Origin of the sequence: Crystallibacter degradans (assembly GCF_012952295.1) — a bacterium.
GTDB lineage: Bacteria > Actinomycetota > Actinomycetes > Actinomycetales > Micrococcaceae > Crystallibacter > Crystallibacter degradans.
This window is the reverse complement of the sequence record NZ_JABBCH010000016.1, coordinates 1-17684: the sequence shown is the minus strand read 5'-3', so window position 1 is coordinate 17684 and position 17684 is coordinate 1. Positions and strand designations below refer to the sequence as shown.

Sequence of the window (17684 nt, the reverse complement as noted above, 5' to 3'; positions counted from 1 at the left end):
ATTTCCAATCTATCGCCCTACCGGGGGCTTGCCGCAAGCCCCCGGTAGGGCCGCATAATCGGCATGCTGGAACTCAGGGAATGGGAGTGGCAAAATGTCGATGACCGAGCATGCAGTGGTGATCGTCGGAGGAGGTCCCACGGGGCTGATGCTGGCGGGCGAGTTGGCGTTGGCGAGGGTCGACGTCGCCATCGTCGAGCGGCGTCCCAGCCAAGACCTCGTCGGCGCCCGCGCAGGTGGCTTGCACGCGCGCACCATCGAAGTCTTGGACCAGCGCGGGATCGCCGACCGGTTCCTCTCGGAGGGGCAGGTGGCGCAGGTCGCCGCGTTCGGCGGCAGCAGTTTGGACATCAGCGACTTCCCCACCCGGCACAACTATGGGCTCGGGTTGTGGCAGAACCACATCGAGCGCATCCTGGCCGGCTGGGTCAACGAGCTGGACGTGAAGATCTATCGTGGACGCGAAGTGACAGGTTTCGCCCAGGACGGCACCGGCGTCGACGTCGAGTTGGACGATGGCCGGCAGCTGCGGGCGGATTATCTCGTCGGCTGCGACGGCGGGCGCAGCATGGTCCGTAAGGTGGCCGGCATCGACTTCCCCGGGTGGGATCCGACGACCAGCAATCTGATCGCGGAGGTCGAGATGGCTGAGGAGCCCGAACTGGGCGTCCGCCGCGATGCCCTCGGTCTCCATGGCTTAGGAAAGTTGGAGTACGAGATTCACGACGGCGAAGTGGTCTACCTGGATGGCGGGCCTATAAGGGTCATGGTGACCGAAGGGCACCTCCATCGAACGGACGAACCCACTTTGCGTGATCTCAGCGAAGCGCTCATCGCCGTCTACGGGACGGACTATGGAATCCACAATCCAACCTGGATTTCCCGGTTTACGGACATGGCACGGCAGGCCGCCGCTTACCGGGACAGGCGGGTCCTGCTGGCCGGGGACGCCGCACACGTGCACCCGCCGGACGGCGGACAAGGCCTCAACATCGGTGTGCAGGACGCGGTGAATCTGGGCTGGAAGCTGGCCCAGGTCATCAAGGGAACATCCCCAGAAAGCCTCTTGGACACCTATCACGCCGAGCGGCATCCGGTTGCTGCCCGCGTGCTACGCAACGCGATGGCGCAAGTCGCGCTTCGCCGACCCGACGACCGGACCACGGCCTTGCGCGACACCGTCTCCGAGCTGTTGAGCATGGACGGGCCGCGTAGGCAATTCGGAGCCATGATGTCGGGCCTGGATGTCCACTACGACTTTGGCGATGGGCATCCGGTCATCGGACGCCGAATGCCCGATCTCGACCTGGCCACCGCCGATGGTCCGCTACGTGTGTTCACTTTGCTGCATAGTGCCAAGCCCGTGCTCCTCAACCTCGGCGAACCCGGCCGCTTCGACATCACGCCATGGGCAGATCGGGTGCAGTTGGTCGACGCGGAACATATCGGTGCATGGGATCTTCCTGCAATCGGGGCGGTTACTGCGCCCACCGCCGTATTGATCCGGCCCGATGGATACGTAGCTTGGGTGGGAGAGCTGGCTGACCCAGGGCTCCCCGACGCGCTCACCATCTGGTTCGGTGCGCCTACCGAGGCATAGCACCGGCTCCAGACGCGGTGGCATTCATGCTGGTTCCCTTTAGAGCACCACCGCGCGGAACGCGCGAACGCTGCCATAGTTGGTGCGGGCAGTGACCTTGAGACGATCGGCAGTGCCGTCGTCGTTCTGGATTTCGGGCTCGGCCACGTCAAGTTCGTTGCGGACGGCGCCGCCCTTGGCGTTCAAGTCGAGCCAGGTGAGAGTGCCATGGCGGATACCGACCTCGACGTCGCCGTAGCTCGCGACGAGCCGGGCGGTACCGCTGACCGCGTCGCTGATCCGGATTTTGCCGTGCGCAGCGCGGGCTTCGACATTTTCCATGACGGTGCGGACGTCGATGTTCCCGTACCCACTGATCGCTACGAGCCGTCCCATGACGAGCCCAACGGAGACGTTTCCATGCGAGGATTTCACCGTCGTGTTGCCATACACCTCGCCCACGAGCACGCTGGACCCGGTGAGCTCGGTGGTGCCGCTGACCCGCTCAAGGCTGACCTCACCGTGAGCGGTCTTGGCGGTCAGCTCGGCACAATCACCGGCTGTGATGTCGCCGTAGGCGGTGGTGAGCGAAGACGGCCCAATAGGCCCGCGGACGCGGATATTGCCGTAGGACGACTTCACTTTGAAGCGGGATCGCTTGGGAACGAGGACATGCACATCGATTGACCAGCCCTTGTTGACCCACGTCCTCAGCACGTTCTCGCGCTTCTGCGTGATCATCAGCCGGCCATCGGCGAAGTCGACGGCGGTGTTCTCCACCGCGCGAACGTCGGCAGGTCGATCCGCGTGGGTGGGCGTGATGTCGACCGTGATCTCGTCGACATCGTCGGCGGTGACCATCAACTCGCCCATCACGAGGTTGATTGTGGCTTCGATAATGCTTGAGGCGGCGTAGGTGTACTGCATGAAAACTCCTTACCGGACCCAGCCGGTGAATCGGGTGCCGCTGTTGGTGGGCGGCATCGGAGCGGTAGTGGTCTGGTCGGTGAGAGCGGTTGCGACCGCTCTGACCAGCCAGGTGTTGACCGAGAGACCTTCGCGAGCGGCGGCAGCCTCGGCTTTGGTTTTGAGGTTCTCCGGCAGGCGCAGCGTGGTACGGGTAGTCCGCCCGTCCACGGTGTAGTCGGTGGCTGACGCTGGCTCCTGAGCCACCGCGGTCTCCGTGGTGTCAGGTGACATCGGTGGTGTCACCACGAATTCCGGATCCCGCCCACGCAACCGCACATCAACGGAGCCGGGCGCGAGCTCGGACGTGATGTCACTGGCTGCCTCAGACAAGACCTCGAGAATGACCAGACGTAGCGATGCATCGAGCGAACGGATCAACTGACTGGCGATTTCACTCGCCTGTTCGCCAGCAAGTTCGGTCGTCTCCACCAGCTGGTCCTGAAGGTCTTGTACATGTCGCGAAATATCCACAGCATCAGTATGACGCCATGATGGTGTCATCTGCAATGGGAATGGCTCCGGCTCGCTCCCGTCCGGCGCCAGAAGCTCCTTTGCCGAGGTTGCGCCTCGTGGTCCTTCCGCTGGGTATTCCCCGCCGACTGTCGCGGTCGGAGTGCTCGTGCCTGATCTGCCAGGTCCTGGAGGGATCGGGACAGCAGACAGAGATATCGGTTCCTTGCAGCGGGGCAAACCGTCGGATTCGATGGAACCGGCTTAGCCTCCCCTTATACTTGTGCAACTACTTCATCCGGAGGTCGACATACTTGTGCAACTACTTCATCCGGAGGTCGACGTGGACGCCAGCGAAGATGGGACCGGCGCGGCAATGCCCGTCCGTGTGGTTGCTGTGAATCAGGCTGACGCTGACTCAGCGGCACGGATTCCGCCGGACATGCTCTGCACGTACGCGCCGGATGGGGCGGGCATCGACGACAGTGCCTACGCCGCTGATGAGACCGACCCTCGCGACCTCGACAAGATCTTCGCCTCAATGCGGGGCGGGGACTCCGGGCAGACATGCATCGCAGTGTCCGGGCCAAGTCCATGCCTCGACGCGTTCGGGAGTGCAGACGCCGACGGCGACTGACCAGGGACGGGCTCGACGTGAGGCTCGGCCCTCCGCCTTCGAAACCATGGGCGGGAGTAGCAGTACGAAGCTTCGTCGTGCCTGCCGATAGTGTGTGGAGGTGGGCGTTCCATTCGCTCCGGTTATGGTGCGAAGACGAAGTATGGGGGAAGTAATTGCCTAGGAAACCGTCCGTAAGAATGACTGCTGTCTTATTGCTGGCAGCCGGCGTGGTTCTTGGTATCAGTACACTCTCCGGCGAGTACGGCCTCCCCGCTTCCGTAATCGAGCCCTCGTCTCCTTCGCCAGCTGCGCTCGGAACGCCCTCTGCTTCCGCGTTCGAATCTGAGTCCCGAGACGTTCAGCATGATCCCGAGGCGAGAGTTTATGAGCCATTCATTGAATGCTCCACGGACTATGCCGATGGACCAGGCTCTAATCTCGACAGGCAGAACATGATCGGCCCGGAGAACAGCGTGATTGTTTCCCCTGAGGTGATGAAGGCCATGGGGCGCCCCGATGCTGAAATACAGGCACAGGCAGCAAGGTGGAACGAACTTTCGCCGGAAGAGCGCGAAGAGCAGTTATGCCGTGCCGCCAAACAGAACGCAGTCATCGGCCAATAGTCCAGCTGACCGCGAGGGCTCGTCGGATTAATGAATTGTCGGGGTTGTTTCTCGATCTGAACGGACACCTTCCGCCCTGCCCGCCGTTGCTCAACCTCCATCTACGGCTGATGTTGCGCTGCTGGGGACGTTGGTCTTCTTTCAAGGGTGGACGAAAGAGAGTGCAGAAAGCAGGATGGAGCCATGAGCTCCCACAACGCACTTCTTAAGCACGTATCCATCGCAGCCAAGGAATCCACGTTGGTAGCGAAATTCGATATAGACGGCAACATTCCCGGCTCCGGGCCCTATGTGGTCGGCCTCGTGGCTGCCACCCCGGATCATTCCCACCAGCGCAGAATGGGAATCGAGTTTATTAACGGCGAAGCTGTCTCGTTCTACTGCTTCAGCCATGACGGCACCGAGGAGAACTTTGACCTCAGCGGTGTGGAGCATTCAGGGAATACTATTACCGGCTACTTCCCCTTAAGCACGGTACTGGGACTGGAAAAAGGGCACCTAATGACAGCGTTTAGCGAGGCCGAAGGGCGAGAATATCAGGCTAATGTGCCCGTGGAGGAAGCGCTCTAGAAGTAGGCGCACCATCAAGTACGAAGACTCTGCTTGAACTGGGTTTGGGTGTTCTGGCAAGTGGCAAACCCTCCAACCTCGACACTTCACAGGCGGGCTGATTACTTCTTCTTCCTTTTCTTACGTTGGGGCTGGATGCGCTGTAGCCTCGCTGGCGCATCTTCAGTCGAAGCGGCCGTCTCCGCCTTACTTTCGCTCGTTTTGTTCCCCGGGTTAGGAAGGGCCGGGAGTCCTTTGGCAGCACGGCGTGCTTCGAGCGCCTTGGCTGCGGGGGATCCAGGCGCCGGCATGCGACGGATTACGAAGAACTGCTGCGCCATGGTCCAGAGATTGGTGGTGGTCCAGTAGATGAGCACGCCAATGGGGAAGTTGATGCCACCGATGCCGAAGACGAAGGGCAGGGTGTAAAGCATCATCTTTTGCTGGCGCATAAATGGGCTGGCCATGGCTTCTTCCGACATGTTTCTTGCCATGATCTGTTTCTGCGTGATGAATTGCGAGCCCGTCATCGCCAGGATCATTACGATGGTCAGGACCGTGACCGCAACGTGCTCAAAGCCGCCGTGCAGCAGCGTCGCCGATAGTGGAGCGCCGAAAATTGTAGACTCTTCGAACTGCTGGACTTGTTCGTGGCTCATCGCCCCGATGCGCTTGCCCTCTTGGGAAGCGCTAGCGACACCGGCGAGCATAGTAAAGAGGGCGAAGAAGAACGGCATTTGAATCAGCATCGGCAAGCACGCCGAGAATGGGTTAGTGCCGTGCTTCTTGTACATGGCCATTTGTTCCTGTGCCCTGGCCTGGCGGGACAGTTGGTCGGTCTTGCCCTTGTACTTGTCCTGCAGCTTCTTCAGGTCAGGTTGCAACAGTTGCATGCTGCGCTGCGCTTTAATTTGTTTCACGAAGATGGGAATGAGCGCCGCTCTGATCACTAGCACGAGGCCGATGATGGACAGAGCCCAGGTCCAGCCCGAAGCCGCAGGGAGGCCGATGAAGCTTAGCCCTTCATGGAAGCCCACCAGGATGATCGATACAAACCACTTGAAGGGAAACAGGATTGTTTCGAGGAATTCCATGCAGTATCCCTACTCGTCGGGCCGCAGCGCGGCCTTCTTCATTCGACCAGGCAGCCAGTTGCGGATCTGGTTTTCCAGGTGTCCGCGATGACCGACAGAAGGTTTCATACCGGGAGCCTAGCTCAAACTGCAGTCAGCGCTCAGGAACGATCCACGGTGCGATTGACCGGGCACATAACGAATGCGGCGAATGGGCGCATGAACTTTTCAGGAATGACACATGGTTCATCCTCGTGACGACGAATTCATAGGGAGACAGTGCGGACGGACCTCGAAGCAAGCGAATCCCCGGGGGTGTTTGCCACAATCAGCGCATCTCAACTGCGCCGAACCGGCAGCTCACGCCCTGAACAGGTCGCCGCGACTTGGCAACGTGTGACGCATGCCCATCAAACTCGAAAACGTCGGTACCGCAGTTCGCGACCTAGAAGCAGCGATCGTCTTCTTCACCCCGGAAAGGGAGCCATCGAGCGAAACGGCCATATGTACGAGTACAAGCGGGCGGTGATCACCGGGCGTGGTAGCCATGCATTAAGGAAAGCACGTCTACGGGACCGCCAACCGTTGGCAACTCAAAGTTCGGATACTCAGACCGGCCGCAGCCCTCGGGCAAGCAGTGAAGTGGCGGGAACCCCACGCAGGTTCCCGCCACTTCGCCGTTGTGCAGCCTGAGCCGCAGGAGGGTCCTAGCGGGCCGAGGTGCGGACCAGCTTCTTGTTGACGAACTCGTCCATGCCGTACTTGCCCAGTTCACGGCCGACGCCGGAACGCTTGACGCCACCGAACGGCAGTTCAGCCGCGGTGCCGCCCGGCTCGTTGATGTAAACCATGCCGGCCTCGATCTGCTCGGCGATGCGCTGGGCCTTCTCGCCGTCGTTGGTGTGGATCGAGGCGCCGAGACCGAACGGCGTATCGTTGGCGAGCCGGATGGCTTCGTCCTCGGAGGACGCCTTGAAGACCATGGCGACGGGACCGAAGAGTTCTTCACGGAATGCTGCCATGTCCGGGGTGACATCAGTCAGCACGGTTGGCTGGAAAAACGCAGAATCGTCGCTGACCTTGCCGCCGCCGGTCCTGACAACGGCGCCTTCAGCGACCGCGGAGTCCACCTGCTTGGCGAGGTTGTCAGCCGCGGCCTGCGAGGACAGCGGGCCCAGGTAGGTCTTGGGATCGGTCGGGTCACCGGGGGCGATGGCGGACAGGGCGGTGGTGAACTTTTCGACGAATTCGTCGTAGATGTCATCCATTACTACGAAGCGCTTGGAGGCGTTGCAGGCCTGGCCGCCGTTCGTCATGCGGCCGAAGACAGCGGTCTTGACCGACTTGTCCAGGTCCTTGGTGTCCAGCAGCAGGAACGGGTCCGAGCCGCCGAGCTCGAGCACGACCTTCTTCAGATTGCGGCCGGCGATTTCGGCCACGGCAGCGCCGGCGCGTTCGGAACCGGTCAGGGACACACCCTGTACACGCGGGTCGGCGATGATGTCTGCGACCTGCTCGTTGGTGGCGAAGATATTGACGTAGGAACCCTCGGGCGCGCCGGCATCCTTGAAGATCTGTTCCATGGCCAGGGCAGACTCCGGGCATTGCGGTGCGTGCTTGAGCAGGATGGTGTTGCCGTTCATCAGGTTCGGCGCGGCGAAGCGGGCCACCTGGTAGTACGGGTAGTTCCAGGGCATGATGCCCAGGATGACGCCGAGGCCTTCCCTGCGGACTACAGCCTTGCCGCCGGCAGCGACGTCGAGCTCTTCGTCTTCCAGGAACTTGGGGCCGTTCTCGGCGTAGTAGCGGTAGATCGATGCGACGATGTCCACCTCGAAGCCGGCCTGGCGGATGGGCTTGCCCATCTCACGGGTGATGACGGCGGCCAGCTCGTCGCGGCGCTCTTCATAGAGTTCGGCGACGCGGTTGAGCAGTTTCACGCGCTCTCCCAGCGGACTCCGGGTCCACTGCCGGAAGGCCCTGTCCGTGCGGTCCAAGGCTGTCTGGATTTCGACGTCGGTGGCCGTGGGGTATTCCTTGACGGTTTCACCGGTGGCCGGGTTCGTGACGGCATAAAGAGTCATGTGTTCTCCTGCTGGTTGGTGATGACGTGGAAGATGGCCGTGCGGCGGCGTCAACCGCCTGAATGTCCGAGTTTACGGATTTACCGTGGGCTTCGAAAGCTCGGGCGTGGCGGGCGGCACACAGATTTCTCAAAGTTTGCCGTGGACCAGTGCGCCGCCGACCACGGTGGCGGTGACTACTACATCCTTGATGTTTTCCGGGGCGACCGCGTACAGGTCTTCGGAGAGGGCGACGAAATCGGCGAGCTTGCCGTGCGTCAGGGTGCCCTTGTCATGGTCTTCGTGGACGGCATAGGCGCTGCCCACAGTGTAGGCGTGGACCGCCTGTGCCACCGTGATCCGCTCGGCGGGAACGAAGTCCGCGCCGGAAGCCGTCTTGCGGTTGACCATGTCGTGGATGTTCAGGATCGGGTTCACCTCCACCACCGGGGCGTCCGTGCTCGCCGGAACCTCGAGGCCGGCATCAAGCAGGCCCTTGATCCGGTAGGTCAGCTTCACCCTTTCCGGCCCCATGGCCTGGGCCGCGCCGTCCCCCAGTTCGAAGACAAACCGGCCCTGCGGCACCGGGATCAGGCCCAACTCCTTGATCCGGCGGATCTGCGCGTCGCTGGCTACTGACACGTGCTCGATCCGGTGTCTGGCGTCCTCGCGGGGGAAGAGCCGCTGGGCTTCCTCGAAGATGTCCATCACCACGTCCAGGGCGGCGTCGCCGATGGCGTGGGTAGCCACCTGCCAGCCTGCGCAGTGGGCACCGATGATGCGTTGCCGCAGCATCTCCTGCGGGAACTGCAGCAGTCCGCGGTTGCCGTTTTCTATAGGGGAGTCGAGGGCATAGTCGCGGCTCATGAAGGCGCTGCGGCCGATCAGCGAGCCGTCGGAGAGGATCTTGGTGGGCCCGATCCGCAGCCACTCGTCGCCCAGGCCGCTGCGGATGCCCAGATCCAGGCCCCACGGAGCCCCGGTTTCACCTGAGCCATCCAAGGGATGCAGCGTGGTCAGGTAGGGCATCACCGTGGCGCGCACGCCCAGCTTCCCGGCGTCGCGCGCGGCCTGGTAACCAGCGATGTCGGTGGGGCTCTGGCCGATGTGTGCGGGAGCGCCGAGGCCCGGCTCGGTGATGCTGGTGACGCCGAACGACAGCACCTTGCGGCTGCCGGCTTCCACCATCGCGGCGACGTCGTCGACGGTCGGGATGGGAATGTGGTCCGTGATCAGCGAACGTGCCGTCTCCTGCAGCAGCCCGACGGCACGGCCGTCTGCATCGATCGGTACGGCACCGCCGTCGGGCGCTTTTGCACCCCGGCGACCGCTGAAGCCGGCGGCTTCGAAAGCTGCAGTGTTGGCCACGCCCATATGGCGGGAGTTGTGGATCAGCCACACCGGGTGGCCGTTGCTGACGGCGTCGAGCTGCTCCGCAATGGGGTGCCGGCCCTCCAGATAGTTCTGGTTGTAGCCGGCGCCCTGGACCCAGGCGCCCTCGGGAGCGTCGGCGCAAGCAGCACCAACGGCGGCGAGCAGGTCCTCCATTGTCGGGCAAACGGACGGCCGCAAGTCCACCTGCAATTCGGCCAGCCCCACCATGGACAGGTGGCAGTGGGCATCATTAAAACCGGGAACGACGGCGGCACCGCCGAGGTCGTAAACCTTGCGGAAGTACGGGGCTGGGAGCTCGTCGTCGAGGCTGATGATCCGGCCGGCATGGACGCCGAGCGCGCTGGCACGGGGACGGGACGGGTCCTGCGTGTGGATGACCCCGTTGATGAAGAGTGTGTCGAACAGCATGGACCCCTCCGATAGCTGAAAATGCATCCTTGCCTGACTCCCGGTACCGCTCCCAGTGTTCCACGTCTCTCTGCTGCTGAGGAGATGCCGGGGCCCAACGGTCGTTGGAAGTACGAAGAGGACGGAGGCTGCAAGCCTCAGGGTTGACACCGGATGGTGACCTGTTTCATACTCGTGGAAACGATTTCATGGAATCGATTCCACCGATTTGTGGTGGAGGCGCACGCTTGCCGTATTTTCCGTGAACTGACAAGCAAGGGAGCTGCTGGTGCGGGGTGTGACGATCCGCGATGTCGCGGCCCGTGCAGGGGTATCTCCGGCCACGGCCTCCCGCGTCCTGTCCGGCAATCCGGCAACTTCCGCACTTTCGCGGGAACGCGTGGAGCAGGCTGTCGCAGAGCTCGGCTTTCGCCCGAACGCACAGGCACGCTCGCTGCGCTCCACCCGCACCAGCACCATCGGACTGCTGATCTCCGACGTCCGGAATCCGTTCTTCGCTGACCTCGCCCACGCCGCGGAGCAGCAGGCGCTTGAACTTGGCCTGATCACCCTGCTGGCCAATGCCAATGAAAGCGTTGAGCAGCAGAACCGCTACCTGGACGTACTGCTGGCGCAGCGGGTCGACGGACTGATCCTGGTGCCGCAGGGCGGCGACAATGCCAATGTGGAGATGCTGGCTTCGAGTGGTCTGCCGGCCGTATTCGTGGACCGGGTGATTGACAATATCGACCTGCCCAGCGTGACCGCAGATAATTCCAGCGGCATGGGCGAGGCAGTACAGCACTTGGCGGAGCTGGGGCACCGCAGGATCGGCTACATATCCGGGCCGCGGTCCGCCTCCACCGGCAGGGAGCGCTTTGCCGCGTTCCAGGCCGCGACCTTGGCGTGCGGACTGGAGCAGGATCCGGAACTGGTGGTGTTCGGCGACTTCCAGGCCGGCAGCGGGGCGGCGGGTGCCCGGCAGCTCCTGGAACTCTCCAACGCGCCTTCCGCCTTGATCGCCGCCGACGGCCTGATGACCATGGGGGCTGTCAGAGTCTGCCAGGAACTGGGCATTCGCATCGGCGAGGACCTCTCCCTGGTCGGCTACGACGACATCGATGCCTTTGCCATCATGCGTCCGGCACTAACGCTGATCGCGCAGGACGCGGACGAAATGGGCCGCACGGCCGTCCGGTTGCTGCACCAGGTAATCGCCGGACAAAAGCCGGAGCCGGTTGTCCTGCCGACCCGCCTGATGGTGCGCAAATCAACCGGACCTGTAAAGACTGGAGTCAACCGATGAACGGACAGCCGATTCTGACGCTGGACAAAATCAGCAAATCCTTCGGGCCCGTGCAGGTCATCGACGAGGTGACCGTCAGCGTCCACCCGGGCAAGGTCCAGGTGCTGCTGGGCGAAAACGGCGCCGGCAAATCCACGCTGATCAAAATGATGGCCGGTGTCTACCAGCCCGACGGCGGACGGATCCTGCTCGACGGAAAGCCGGTCAAGTTCCGCGACACCAACGCGTCGGAAGCGGCCGGTATCGCCACGATCCACCAGGAACTGAACCTCGTGCCCACTATGTCGGTGGCCGAGAACATCATGATGGGTCGTTTCCCCAAGCGGTTCGGCATGGTGGACCGCGCGGCGCTGCGCAAGCAGGCACGCGCCGCCCTGGACTTGATCGGCCTGGATATCGACCCGGACCAGCCGGTGGGGGAGCTGGGCATCGCCCGGCAGCAGCTGGTGGAGATCGCCAAGGCCCTCAGCCTCGATGCCCGCATGCTGATTCTGGACGAGCCGACGGCGGCCCTTACCCGGCGCGAGATTGCCGCCCTGTTCAGCGTGGTGCACGATCTGCGCGAGCGCGGTGTGGGCATGGTGTTCATCAGCCACCACCTCGATGAGATTGCCGAAGTGGGCGACTCCGTCTCGGTGCTGCGCGACGGCAAGTTCGTGGCGGAAGTGCCTGCGGACACGCCCGAGCCGGAACTGGTCCGCCTCATGGTGGGCCGCGACATCAGCCAGCAGTTTCCGCGCCGCCGCGAATACACCGGGCCGTCCGAGCCGCTGCTGCACGTAGAGGGGCTGTCCATCAAGGGCCTGGTCAACAACATGAGCTTCACGGTCCACGCCGGCGAAGTGGTTGGCCTTGCCGGACTGGTGGGCGCGGGACGGACGGAAGTAGTCCGCGCCGTCGCGGGCGTGGACCCGTATGACTCGGGCAGCGTCACCATCAGGGGGCGGAGAATCCCGCGGCACAACATCGGCGCCGGGATCAAGGCGGGACTGGGGCATGTGCCCGAAGACCGCAAGGTTCAGGGCCTGGTGCTGGACGCGTCCGTGAACGAGAACATCGGCTACGCCACCCTGGCCAGCACTGCCAAGGCCGGTCTGGTGGACTTCAAGGGCCAGCGGGAAAAGGCGCAGGATGTGGCAGGAAAGCTGCGCATCCGGATGAGCGGGCTGGACCAGACGGTGCGCTCACTCTCCGGCGGCAACCAGCAGAAGGCAGTGTTCGGCCGCTGGATCGCTGCCGGAGCCAAGGTCCTCCTGCTCGACGAGCCCACCCGCGGCGTCGACGTCGGCGCCAAGGTGGAAATCTACGAGCTGATCAACTCCGTTACAGCCGCCGGCGGCGCGGTGCTGATGGTCTCCAGCGAACTGCCGGAGGTGCTCGGCATGAGCGACAGGATCCTGGTGATGAGCGGCGGGCATCTCTCCGGCGAACTGGCAGCAGAAGACGCCACCCAGGACAAGGTCATGACACTGGCCGTCCGGGACGTGGTGCGGGACTTGGAAGACAAGAGTTAAGGGACTAAGAACATGACTACTGCTGTGAAGGCCGAGAAGCGCCAACACATGGACATCAAGAAGTTCCTGGCGAACAATGGGGCGCTTGTCGGGCTGCTGGTGCTCTGCCTGGCGCTGTTTATTGCGACGCCGGACTTCCTCACCGCCGGGAACATGCTCAACATCGGCATCCAGGCCTCCACGATTGCCGTGCTGGCATTCGGCATGACATTCGTGATCGTGGCGGCCGGGATCGACCTCTCGGTGGGATCGGTGGCGGCGCTGTCCGCGATGGTCTCCGCTTCGATGTTTACCACCGCCGGCTTGAACGGCTGGGTTGCGCTGCTGGGCGGGCTCCTGACCGGAGCGGCCGCCGGTGCGGCCAGCGGTATGGCCACGGCTTACGGCCGGCTGCCATCTTTCATCGCCACGCTGGCCATGCTCAGCGTGGCCCGCGGGCTGACGCTGGTGATTTCGGACGGCCGGCCCGTTCGGACGGCTGATCAGGTCTCGTTCCTGGGCGGCAACCTCGGGCCGATCCCGATGCCCATTGTGGTGCTGGTGGTCGCCGGGCTGGTTGCCTCGTTCCTGCTCAACCGCACCGTGATCGGACGCTACATGTACGCCGTCGGCGGCAACACCGAAGCCGCGCGGCTCTCCGGCATCCCGGTCCAGAAGGTGCTGGTCATTGTCTTCGCCCTTTCCGGACTGTTCGCCGGCCTGGCCGGCATGCTGCTCTCCGGCCGGCTCGACTCGGCCCAGCCGCAGGCAGCGGTGGGCTACGAACTCGACGCAATCGCCGCCGTCGTTATTGGCGGTGCCTCCCTGGCCGGCGGCGTCGGCCGGATCTCCGGCACGCTCGTGGGCGCCCTGGTCCTGGTGGTCATCCGCAACGGCCTGAACCTGCTCAACGTCTCCTCGTTCTGGCAGCAGGTGGTAATCGGCCTGGTCATTGCGCTGGCCGTGGGCATCGACGTCCTGCGCCGCAAGAACACCATCCACTGACACTCGAACCAACCGAACAATCACTAGAGAAGGATCCAAAACAATGAAGTTCACGTCTTTCAAGCGCAGCACCGCCGTGCTGGCCCTGGGCCTGACGGTGGCGCTGGGAGCCACCGGCTGCAACCGCGGCGAAGAGGGCGCCTCCGGCGAGAAGGTCACCCTGGCCGTCTCCACCCTTAACAACCCGTTCTTCGTCGACCTGCGCGACGGCGCCACCGAGGCCGCCGAGGCCGCGGGCATGACGCTGGAAGTGGTGGACGCGCAGAACGATTCGGCCACCCAGACCAACCAGCTGGCCACCGCCGCGACCAGCGGCGTGCAGGGCGTCATCATCAACCCTGTGGACTCGGACTCGGCAGCCGCCGCAGTCAGCCCGCTGCTGGAAAACGACATCCCCGTCATCGCGGTGGACCGCGCGGTTAACGGCGCGGAAATCGCCTCCCTGGTCTCCAGCGACAACGTTGCCGGCGGCAAGCAGGCTGCTGACGAGCTGGCCAAGGCCATGGGCGAAAAGGGCAAGGTGATCGTGCTGCAGGGCGTGGCGGGAACCTCCGCCAGCCGCGACCGCGGCGCCGGTTTCGAAGAGGGCATCAAGGCCTACCCGGACATCGAGGTGGTGGCCAAGCAGACCGCCAACTTCGACCGTGCACAGGCACTGGACGTGGCCACCAACCTGCTCCAGGCCAACCCCGATGTGACCGGCATCTTCGCCGAGAATGACGAGATGGCCCTCGGCGCCATCCAGGCCCTGGGCGACAAGGCCGGCACAGAGGTCAGCGTGGTCGGCTTCGACGGTACCGAAGACGCCCTCGCCGCGATCCAGGCCGGCACCATGACCGCAACCATCGCCCAGCAACCGTCCGAGCTGGGCAAGCGCTCGGTGGAACTGATGGCGCAGCTGCTGGCCGGCGAAACCGTCGAATCCAACGTGCCGGTCCCGGTGACCACGGTGAACGAGGAAAATGTGGAGGAATTCATCAAGTGAGCGGCCTGACCGTCGTCGTGGGATCCATCAACGCGGATCTGCTGATCCGCCTTGACCGCCATCCGAATCCCGGCGAAACGCTGCTGGGCGAATCGATGGCAGTTCTGCCCGGCGGCAAAGGCGCCAACCAGGCCGTTGCCGCGGCCCAGCTGGGAGCGGCAACGGCGCTGGTAGGCGCCGTGGGCAATGACGCCTATGCGGACATTGCCCTCTCCGGACTCCGCGCCGCCGGCGTCAACCTCACGGGCCTGGTGTATCCGGACGGCTCCACTGGCGTGGCCCTGGTGGAGGTGGACAGGCACGGCGAAAACACCATTGTGGTGATCCCCGGTGCCAACGGGACCATGGACAGGACCGCCGTCGAAAGCCAGCGCGAGCTGATCGCCTCGGCGGAGATCGTGCTGCTGCAGGGGGAGATCCCGCGCGCCGGCATCGAGGCCGCGGCGGCACTGGCCACCGGGCGGGTCATGCTGAACCTGGCCCCCGTGGTTGAGCTGGATCCGGCGGTGGTCCGTGCCGCCGATCCGCTGGTGGTCAACGAACACGAAGGCGAACTCGCGCTGACGGGCCTGGGCGGGCAGCCCGCGGGCAACGGCGACGAGGACCTGGTCCGCGGGCTCCTTGCCGCCGGGGTGCGGTCCGTGGTCATGACCGTGGGTGCCGCGGGTGCCTTGGTCGGAGAAACCACGGACGACGGCGGTGCTTCCGTCACCGCTGTTCCGGCGCCAAAGGTTAGGGCTGTGGATACGACGGGTGCCGGCGACGCGTTCACCGGTGCCCTTGCCGCTGCCCTGTCCCGCGGCGAGGATCTTGTGGCAGCCGCCCGTTTCGCCGCGCGCGTCGGCGCCTTCGCGGTGCAGGCGTCCGGGGCACAACCTTCGTATCCGACGCTGGCCGATGAGCTGCCGGCCATCAGTCAAGGCACTGAACCCGAAGGACCCGAAGGAGCGGACCAACGGTGAAGAAGACAGGCATCCTGAATCCGGAGCTCAATGCCGGGTTGTCCCGGCTGGGCCACGGGCATCTGGTAGTGATCGCGGACTGCGGGCTGCCCCTGCCCGCAGCCGGCCCCGTGGTTGACCTCGCGCTGGTGCAAGGGGTTCCCAGGTTCGCCGAGGTCCTGGACGCGGTGCTGGCCGAGCTCGAAGTCGAGGCAAGCACTGCGGCCGCCGAAACGGGTCCGGAGGTGCTGGGCTGGCTGCAAGAGCGCGGACTGAAGCCCGGCCTGATCGGCCACGAGGAGCTGAAGGCCCTGCTCCCGCAGGCCGCCCTGATCATCCGCACCGGGGAAGCCACGCCCTACGCCAACGTGGTGCTGCGCTGCGGCGTACCGTTCTAACTGCGATCGCTGCCCGCCGTCGTAATGTCCAGGTTGGCTAGGACAATTGCCTAGGTTGTTACGCAGATCCGCAGGATCCGCCGGGCAGTTGTTGGCCGCGCCACAGCCGTCGGATAGTGTCTGCAACATTATGGCGCTGGCTAACACTAAGACTGACTCTTCCCGCCTGACCCACCGCTCCGCGATGTCGTTCTCGGCCGTGCTGGCCGGGCTGATCGCCGTGGCCGTATCCTATGCCGGGCCCCTGCTGGTGGTGCTCGAAGCGGCGAAAAGCGCGGAGCTGACGCCCGAGCAGACCATCTCCTGGGTCTGGGCGGTTTCCATTGCCAGCGGACTGGTGTGTACGGTGCTGAGCCTGTTCACGCGCCAGCCGGTGATGGTCGCCTGGTCCGTTCCCGGCGCCGCGCTGCTGCTGACTGCGCTGGGCGACTACTCCTACTCCGATGCCGTCGGCGCCTACATCGTCGCCGGCATCCTGGGCACCGTTCTCGGCGTCACCGGGCTCTTCGGCAAGCTGCTGGCCGCGGTGCCGAAACCCATCCTCGCCGGCGTCCTCGCCGGTGTGCTGCTGCCCTTCGTGGTCAATGCGGCCTCGGCCGTGATCGCCTCCCCGTTAGTAGCCGGCGGTCTGGTCCTTGCCTACCTGGCGGGCAAGCGCTTCCTGCCGCGGTATGCGGTTTTCGTGGCGCTGTTTGCCGGCGTCGTTCTTGCCATCTCCACCGGGGAGCTTGCTGCGCCGCAGCTGTCCCTCTCGCTGGCCGGACCGTTGTGGACCATGCCGACGTTCAATGCGACGGCGATCATGGGCATTTCGATACCGCTGCTGATTGTCACCATGGCAGGCCAGAACGGGCCGGGGCTGGCCATGATGCACGCCAGCGGCTACGAGCCGAACGACAAGCTGTTGCTGGGCGCGTCCGGGGTGGCGTCAGTGCTGTTCGCGCCGTTCGGCTCCCATGCCATCAACCTCGCCGCCATCACGGCCGGTATTTGCGCCGGTCCCGAGGCCCACCCGGATCCGCGGCGCCGCTACATCGCCGGGGTTTTCTGCGGCTTGTTCTATCTGGCGTTCGGCACCTTCAGCACGGCCATCGTGGCGCTGTTTGCCGTGATCCCGGGGGAGATGCTCACGGCCCTGGCAGGGGTGGCCCTGATCGGTGCGCTGCAGGGATCCTTCAAGGACACCGTGACGGCTGACCATGCCTCGCCGGCTGTCCTGGAAGCTGCGCTGATCACCCTGGTGGTGACGGCGTCGGGCGTTGCGCCGTGGGGCATCGTGTCGCCGTTCTGGGGTTGCCTGGCCGGAACGGTGTCCTATCTGGTCCTGCGCGGGCGCGCCAAAGTTCAGGTCTGAGCACATCACGATGCGGGCCCCGGAAGCTTCGACGCTCGGGGTCCGTTGTCTTTCCGGTGCGGAAATACGCCCGGTTTTCCGCGGAAATCCGGGGCAAAAGGATTCAGACAGTCGAGGGTGGTTTTAGGACGTCAGGGGTCTTGCTGGACCCCCTAGCCGTGACTAGGCAAATGTCTGGTGCGACGCAGGTCACAGTACTGCGAGGGTGGGTTATCGGATTTAGGCCGGCAGCCAAGAGGCCCGCCGGGCGACGACGCCCAACGTTGAATGGAGTGACCATGACCGAAACCCTGGACAGCATCCGCACCCACCTCGAGGACGCCCTGATCGAGGATCACGAGAACGGGATCCACCGGGCGAAGCGGAGCATCTTCACGGACGAGGAGATCTTTGAACTCGAGATGAAGCACATCTTCGAGGGCAACTGGGTCTACCTGGCGCACGAGAGCCAGATCCCGAACGTGGGCGATTACTTCACCACGTACATCGGCCGGA

Annotated in this window: 16 protein-coding genes and 1 pseudogene; 12 read left to right on the top strand and 5 right to left on the bottom strand. The window is 64.1% G+C overall.

What is annotated here, in order from left to right:
- Nucleotides 1–94 precede the first annotated feature (94 nt).
- The gene (locus HGO92_RS18965) at nucleotides 95–1600 is read left to right on the top strand and encodes an FAD-dependent monooxygenase (RefSeq protein ID WP_240974770.1); all 1506 of its coding nucleotides are present in this window, start codon (nucleotides 95–97) and stop codon (nucleotides 1598–1600) included.
- 39 nt (nucleotides 1601–1639) lie between these two features.
- On the opposite strand, the gene HGO92_RS18960 is transcribed toward HGO92_RS18965, so the two are convergent.
- Nucleotides 1640–2506: a DUF4097 family beta strand repeat-containing protein gene (locus tag HGO92_RS18960; protein WP_169997626.1), complete on the bottom strand. Its 867-nt coding sequence runs from the start codon at nucleotides 2504–2506 to the stop codon at nucleotides 1640–1642.
- Between the two features lie 9 nt (nucleotides 2507–2515).
- Nucleotides 2516–3019: a toxin-antitoxin system HicB family antitoxin gene (locus HGO92_RS24550; RefSeq protein ID WP_169997624.1), complete on the bottom strand. Its 504-nt coding sequence runs from the start codon at nucleotides 3017–3019 to the stop codon at nucleotides 2516–2518.
- Between the two features lie 295 nt (nucleotides 3020–3314).
- Between HGO92_RS24550 and HGO92_RS18950 the strand changes: the two genes are divergently transcribed.
- From HGO92_RS18950 to HGO92_RS18940, 3 genes are all read left to right on the top strand, one after another.
- Nucleotides 3315–3635: a hypothetical protein gene (locus HGO92_RS18950; RefSeq protein WP_169997622.1), complete on the top strand. Its 321-nt coding sequence runs from the start codon at nucleotides 3315–3317 to the stop codon at nucleotides 3633–3635.
- A 194-nt stretch (nucleotides 3636–3829) separates the two neighbouring features.
- Entirely contained in the window at nucleotides 3830–4240 is a 411-nt protein-coding gene (locus tag HGO92_RS18945) for a hypothetical protein (RefSeq protein ID WP_205834750.1), read from the top strand.
- A gap of 183 nt (nucleotides 4241–4423) precedes the next feature.
- Nucleotides 4424–4810 (top strand): hypothetical protein, encoded by a 387-nt coding sequence (locus HGO92_RS18940; RefSeq protein ID WP_169997618.1) that lies wholly within the window; start codon nucleotides 4424–4426, stop codon nucleotides 4808–4810.
- A gap of 101 nt (nucleotides 4811–4911) precedes the next feature.
- On the opposite strand, the gene yidC is transcribed toward HGO92_RS18940, so the two are convergent.
- The 3 genes from yidC to HGO92_RS18925 all read right to left on the bottom strand — a co-directional run bounded on the left by yidC (nucleotide 4912) and on the right by HGO92_RS18925 (nucleotide 9728).
- Nucleotides 4912–5883, bottom strand: a complete 972-nt coding sequence (gene yidC / locus HGO92_RS18935; RefSeq protein WP_169997617.1) for a membrane protein insertase YidC — start codon at nucleotides 5881–5883, stop codon at nucleotides 4912–4914.
- Between the two features lie 686 nt (nucleotides 5884–6569).
- The gene (locus tag HGO92_RS18930; RefSeq protein ID WP_169997615.1) at nucleotides 6570–7946 is read right to left on the bottom strand and encodes an NAD-dependent succinate-semialdehyde dehydrogenase; all 1377 of its coding nucleotides are present in this window, start codon (nucleotides 7944–7946) and stop codon (nucleotides 6570–6572) included.
- Nucleotides 7947–8075: 129 nt separating this feature from the next.
- Nucleotides 8076–9728, bottom strand: coding sequence for an amidohydrolase (locus tag HGO92_RS18925; protein ID WP_169997613.1), 1653 nt, complete (start codon nucleotides 9726–9728; stop codon nucleotides 8076–8078).
- A 277-nt stretch (nucleotides 9729–10005) separates the two neighbouring features.
- Here HGO92_RS18925 and HGO92_RS18920 point away from each other — a divergent pair, with 277 nt between their 5' ends.
- The 8 genes and pseudogenes from HGO92_RS18920 to HGO92_RS18885 all read left to right on the top strand — a co-directional run.
- Nucleotides 10006–11013, top strand: coding sequence for a LacI family DNA-binding transcriptional regulator (locus HGO92_RS18920; RefSeq protein WP_346769024.1), 1008 nt, complete (start codon nucleotides 10006–10008; stop codon nucleotides 11011–11013).
- Nucleotides 11010–12527: a sugar ABC transporter ATP-binding protein gene (locus HGO92_RS18915; protein WP_169997612.1), complete on the top strand. Its 1518-nt coding sequence runs from the start codon at nucleotides 11010–11012 to the stop codon at nucleotides 12525–12527. The genes HGO92_RS18920 and HGO92_RS18915 overlap by 4 nt, the downstream gene beginning before the upstream one ends.
- A gap of 12 nt (nucleotides 12528–12539) precedes the next feature.
- Nucleotides 12540–13511, top strand: a complete 972-nt coding sequence (locus HGO92_RS18910; RefSeq protein WP_169997610.1) for an ABC transporter permease subunit — start codon at nucleotides 12540–12542, stop codon at nucleotides 13509–13511.
- 43 nt (nucleotides 13512–13554) lie between these two features.
- Nucleotides 13555–14496, top strand: a complete 942-nt coding sequence (locus HGO92_RS18905; protein WP_169997608.1) for a substrate-binding domain-containing protein — start codon at nucleotides 13555–13557, stop codon at nucleotides 14494–14496.
- Nucleotides 14493–15458, top strand: coding sequence for a PfkB family carbohydrate kinase (locus HGO92_RS18900; RefSeq protein WP_169997606.1), 966 nt, complete (start codon nucleotides 14493–14495; stop codon nucleotides 15456–15458). The genes HGO92_RS18905 and HGO92_RS18900 overlap by 4 nt, the downstream gene beginning before the upstream one ends.
- On the top strand, nucleotides 15455–15835 hold the full coding sequence (gene rbsD / locus HGO92_RS18895; RefSeq protein WP_169997604.1) for a D-ribose pyranase: 381 nt from the start codon (nucleotides 15455–15457) through the stop codon (nucleotides 15833–15835). Before HGO92_RS18900 ends, rbsD begins: the two co-directional genes overlap by 4 nt.
- Before the next feature lie 130 nt (nucleotides 15836–15965).
- On the top strand, nucleotides 15966–17189 hold the full coding sequence (locus HGO92_RS18890) for a benzoate/H(+) symporter BenE family transporter (protein ID WP_169997602.1): 1224 nt from the start codon (nucleotides 15966–15968) through the stop codon (nucleotides 17187–17189).
- A 278-nt stretch (nucleotides 17190–17467) separates the two neighbouring features.
- Nucleotides 17468–17684, top strand: a pseudogene (locus HGO92_RS18885) (benzoate 1,2-dioxygenase large subunit); the annotation flags it as partial.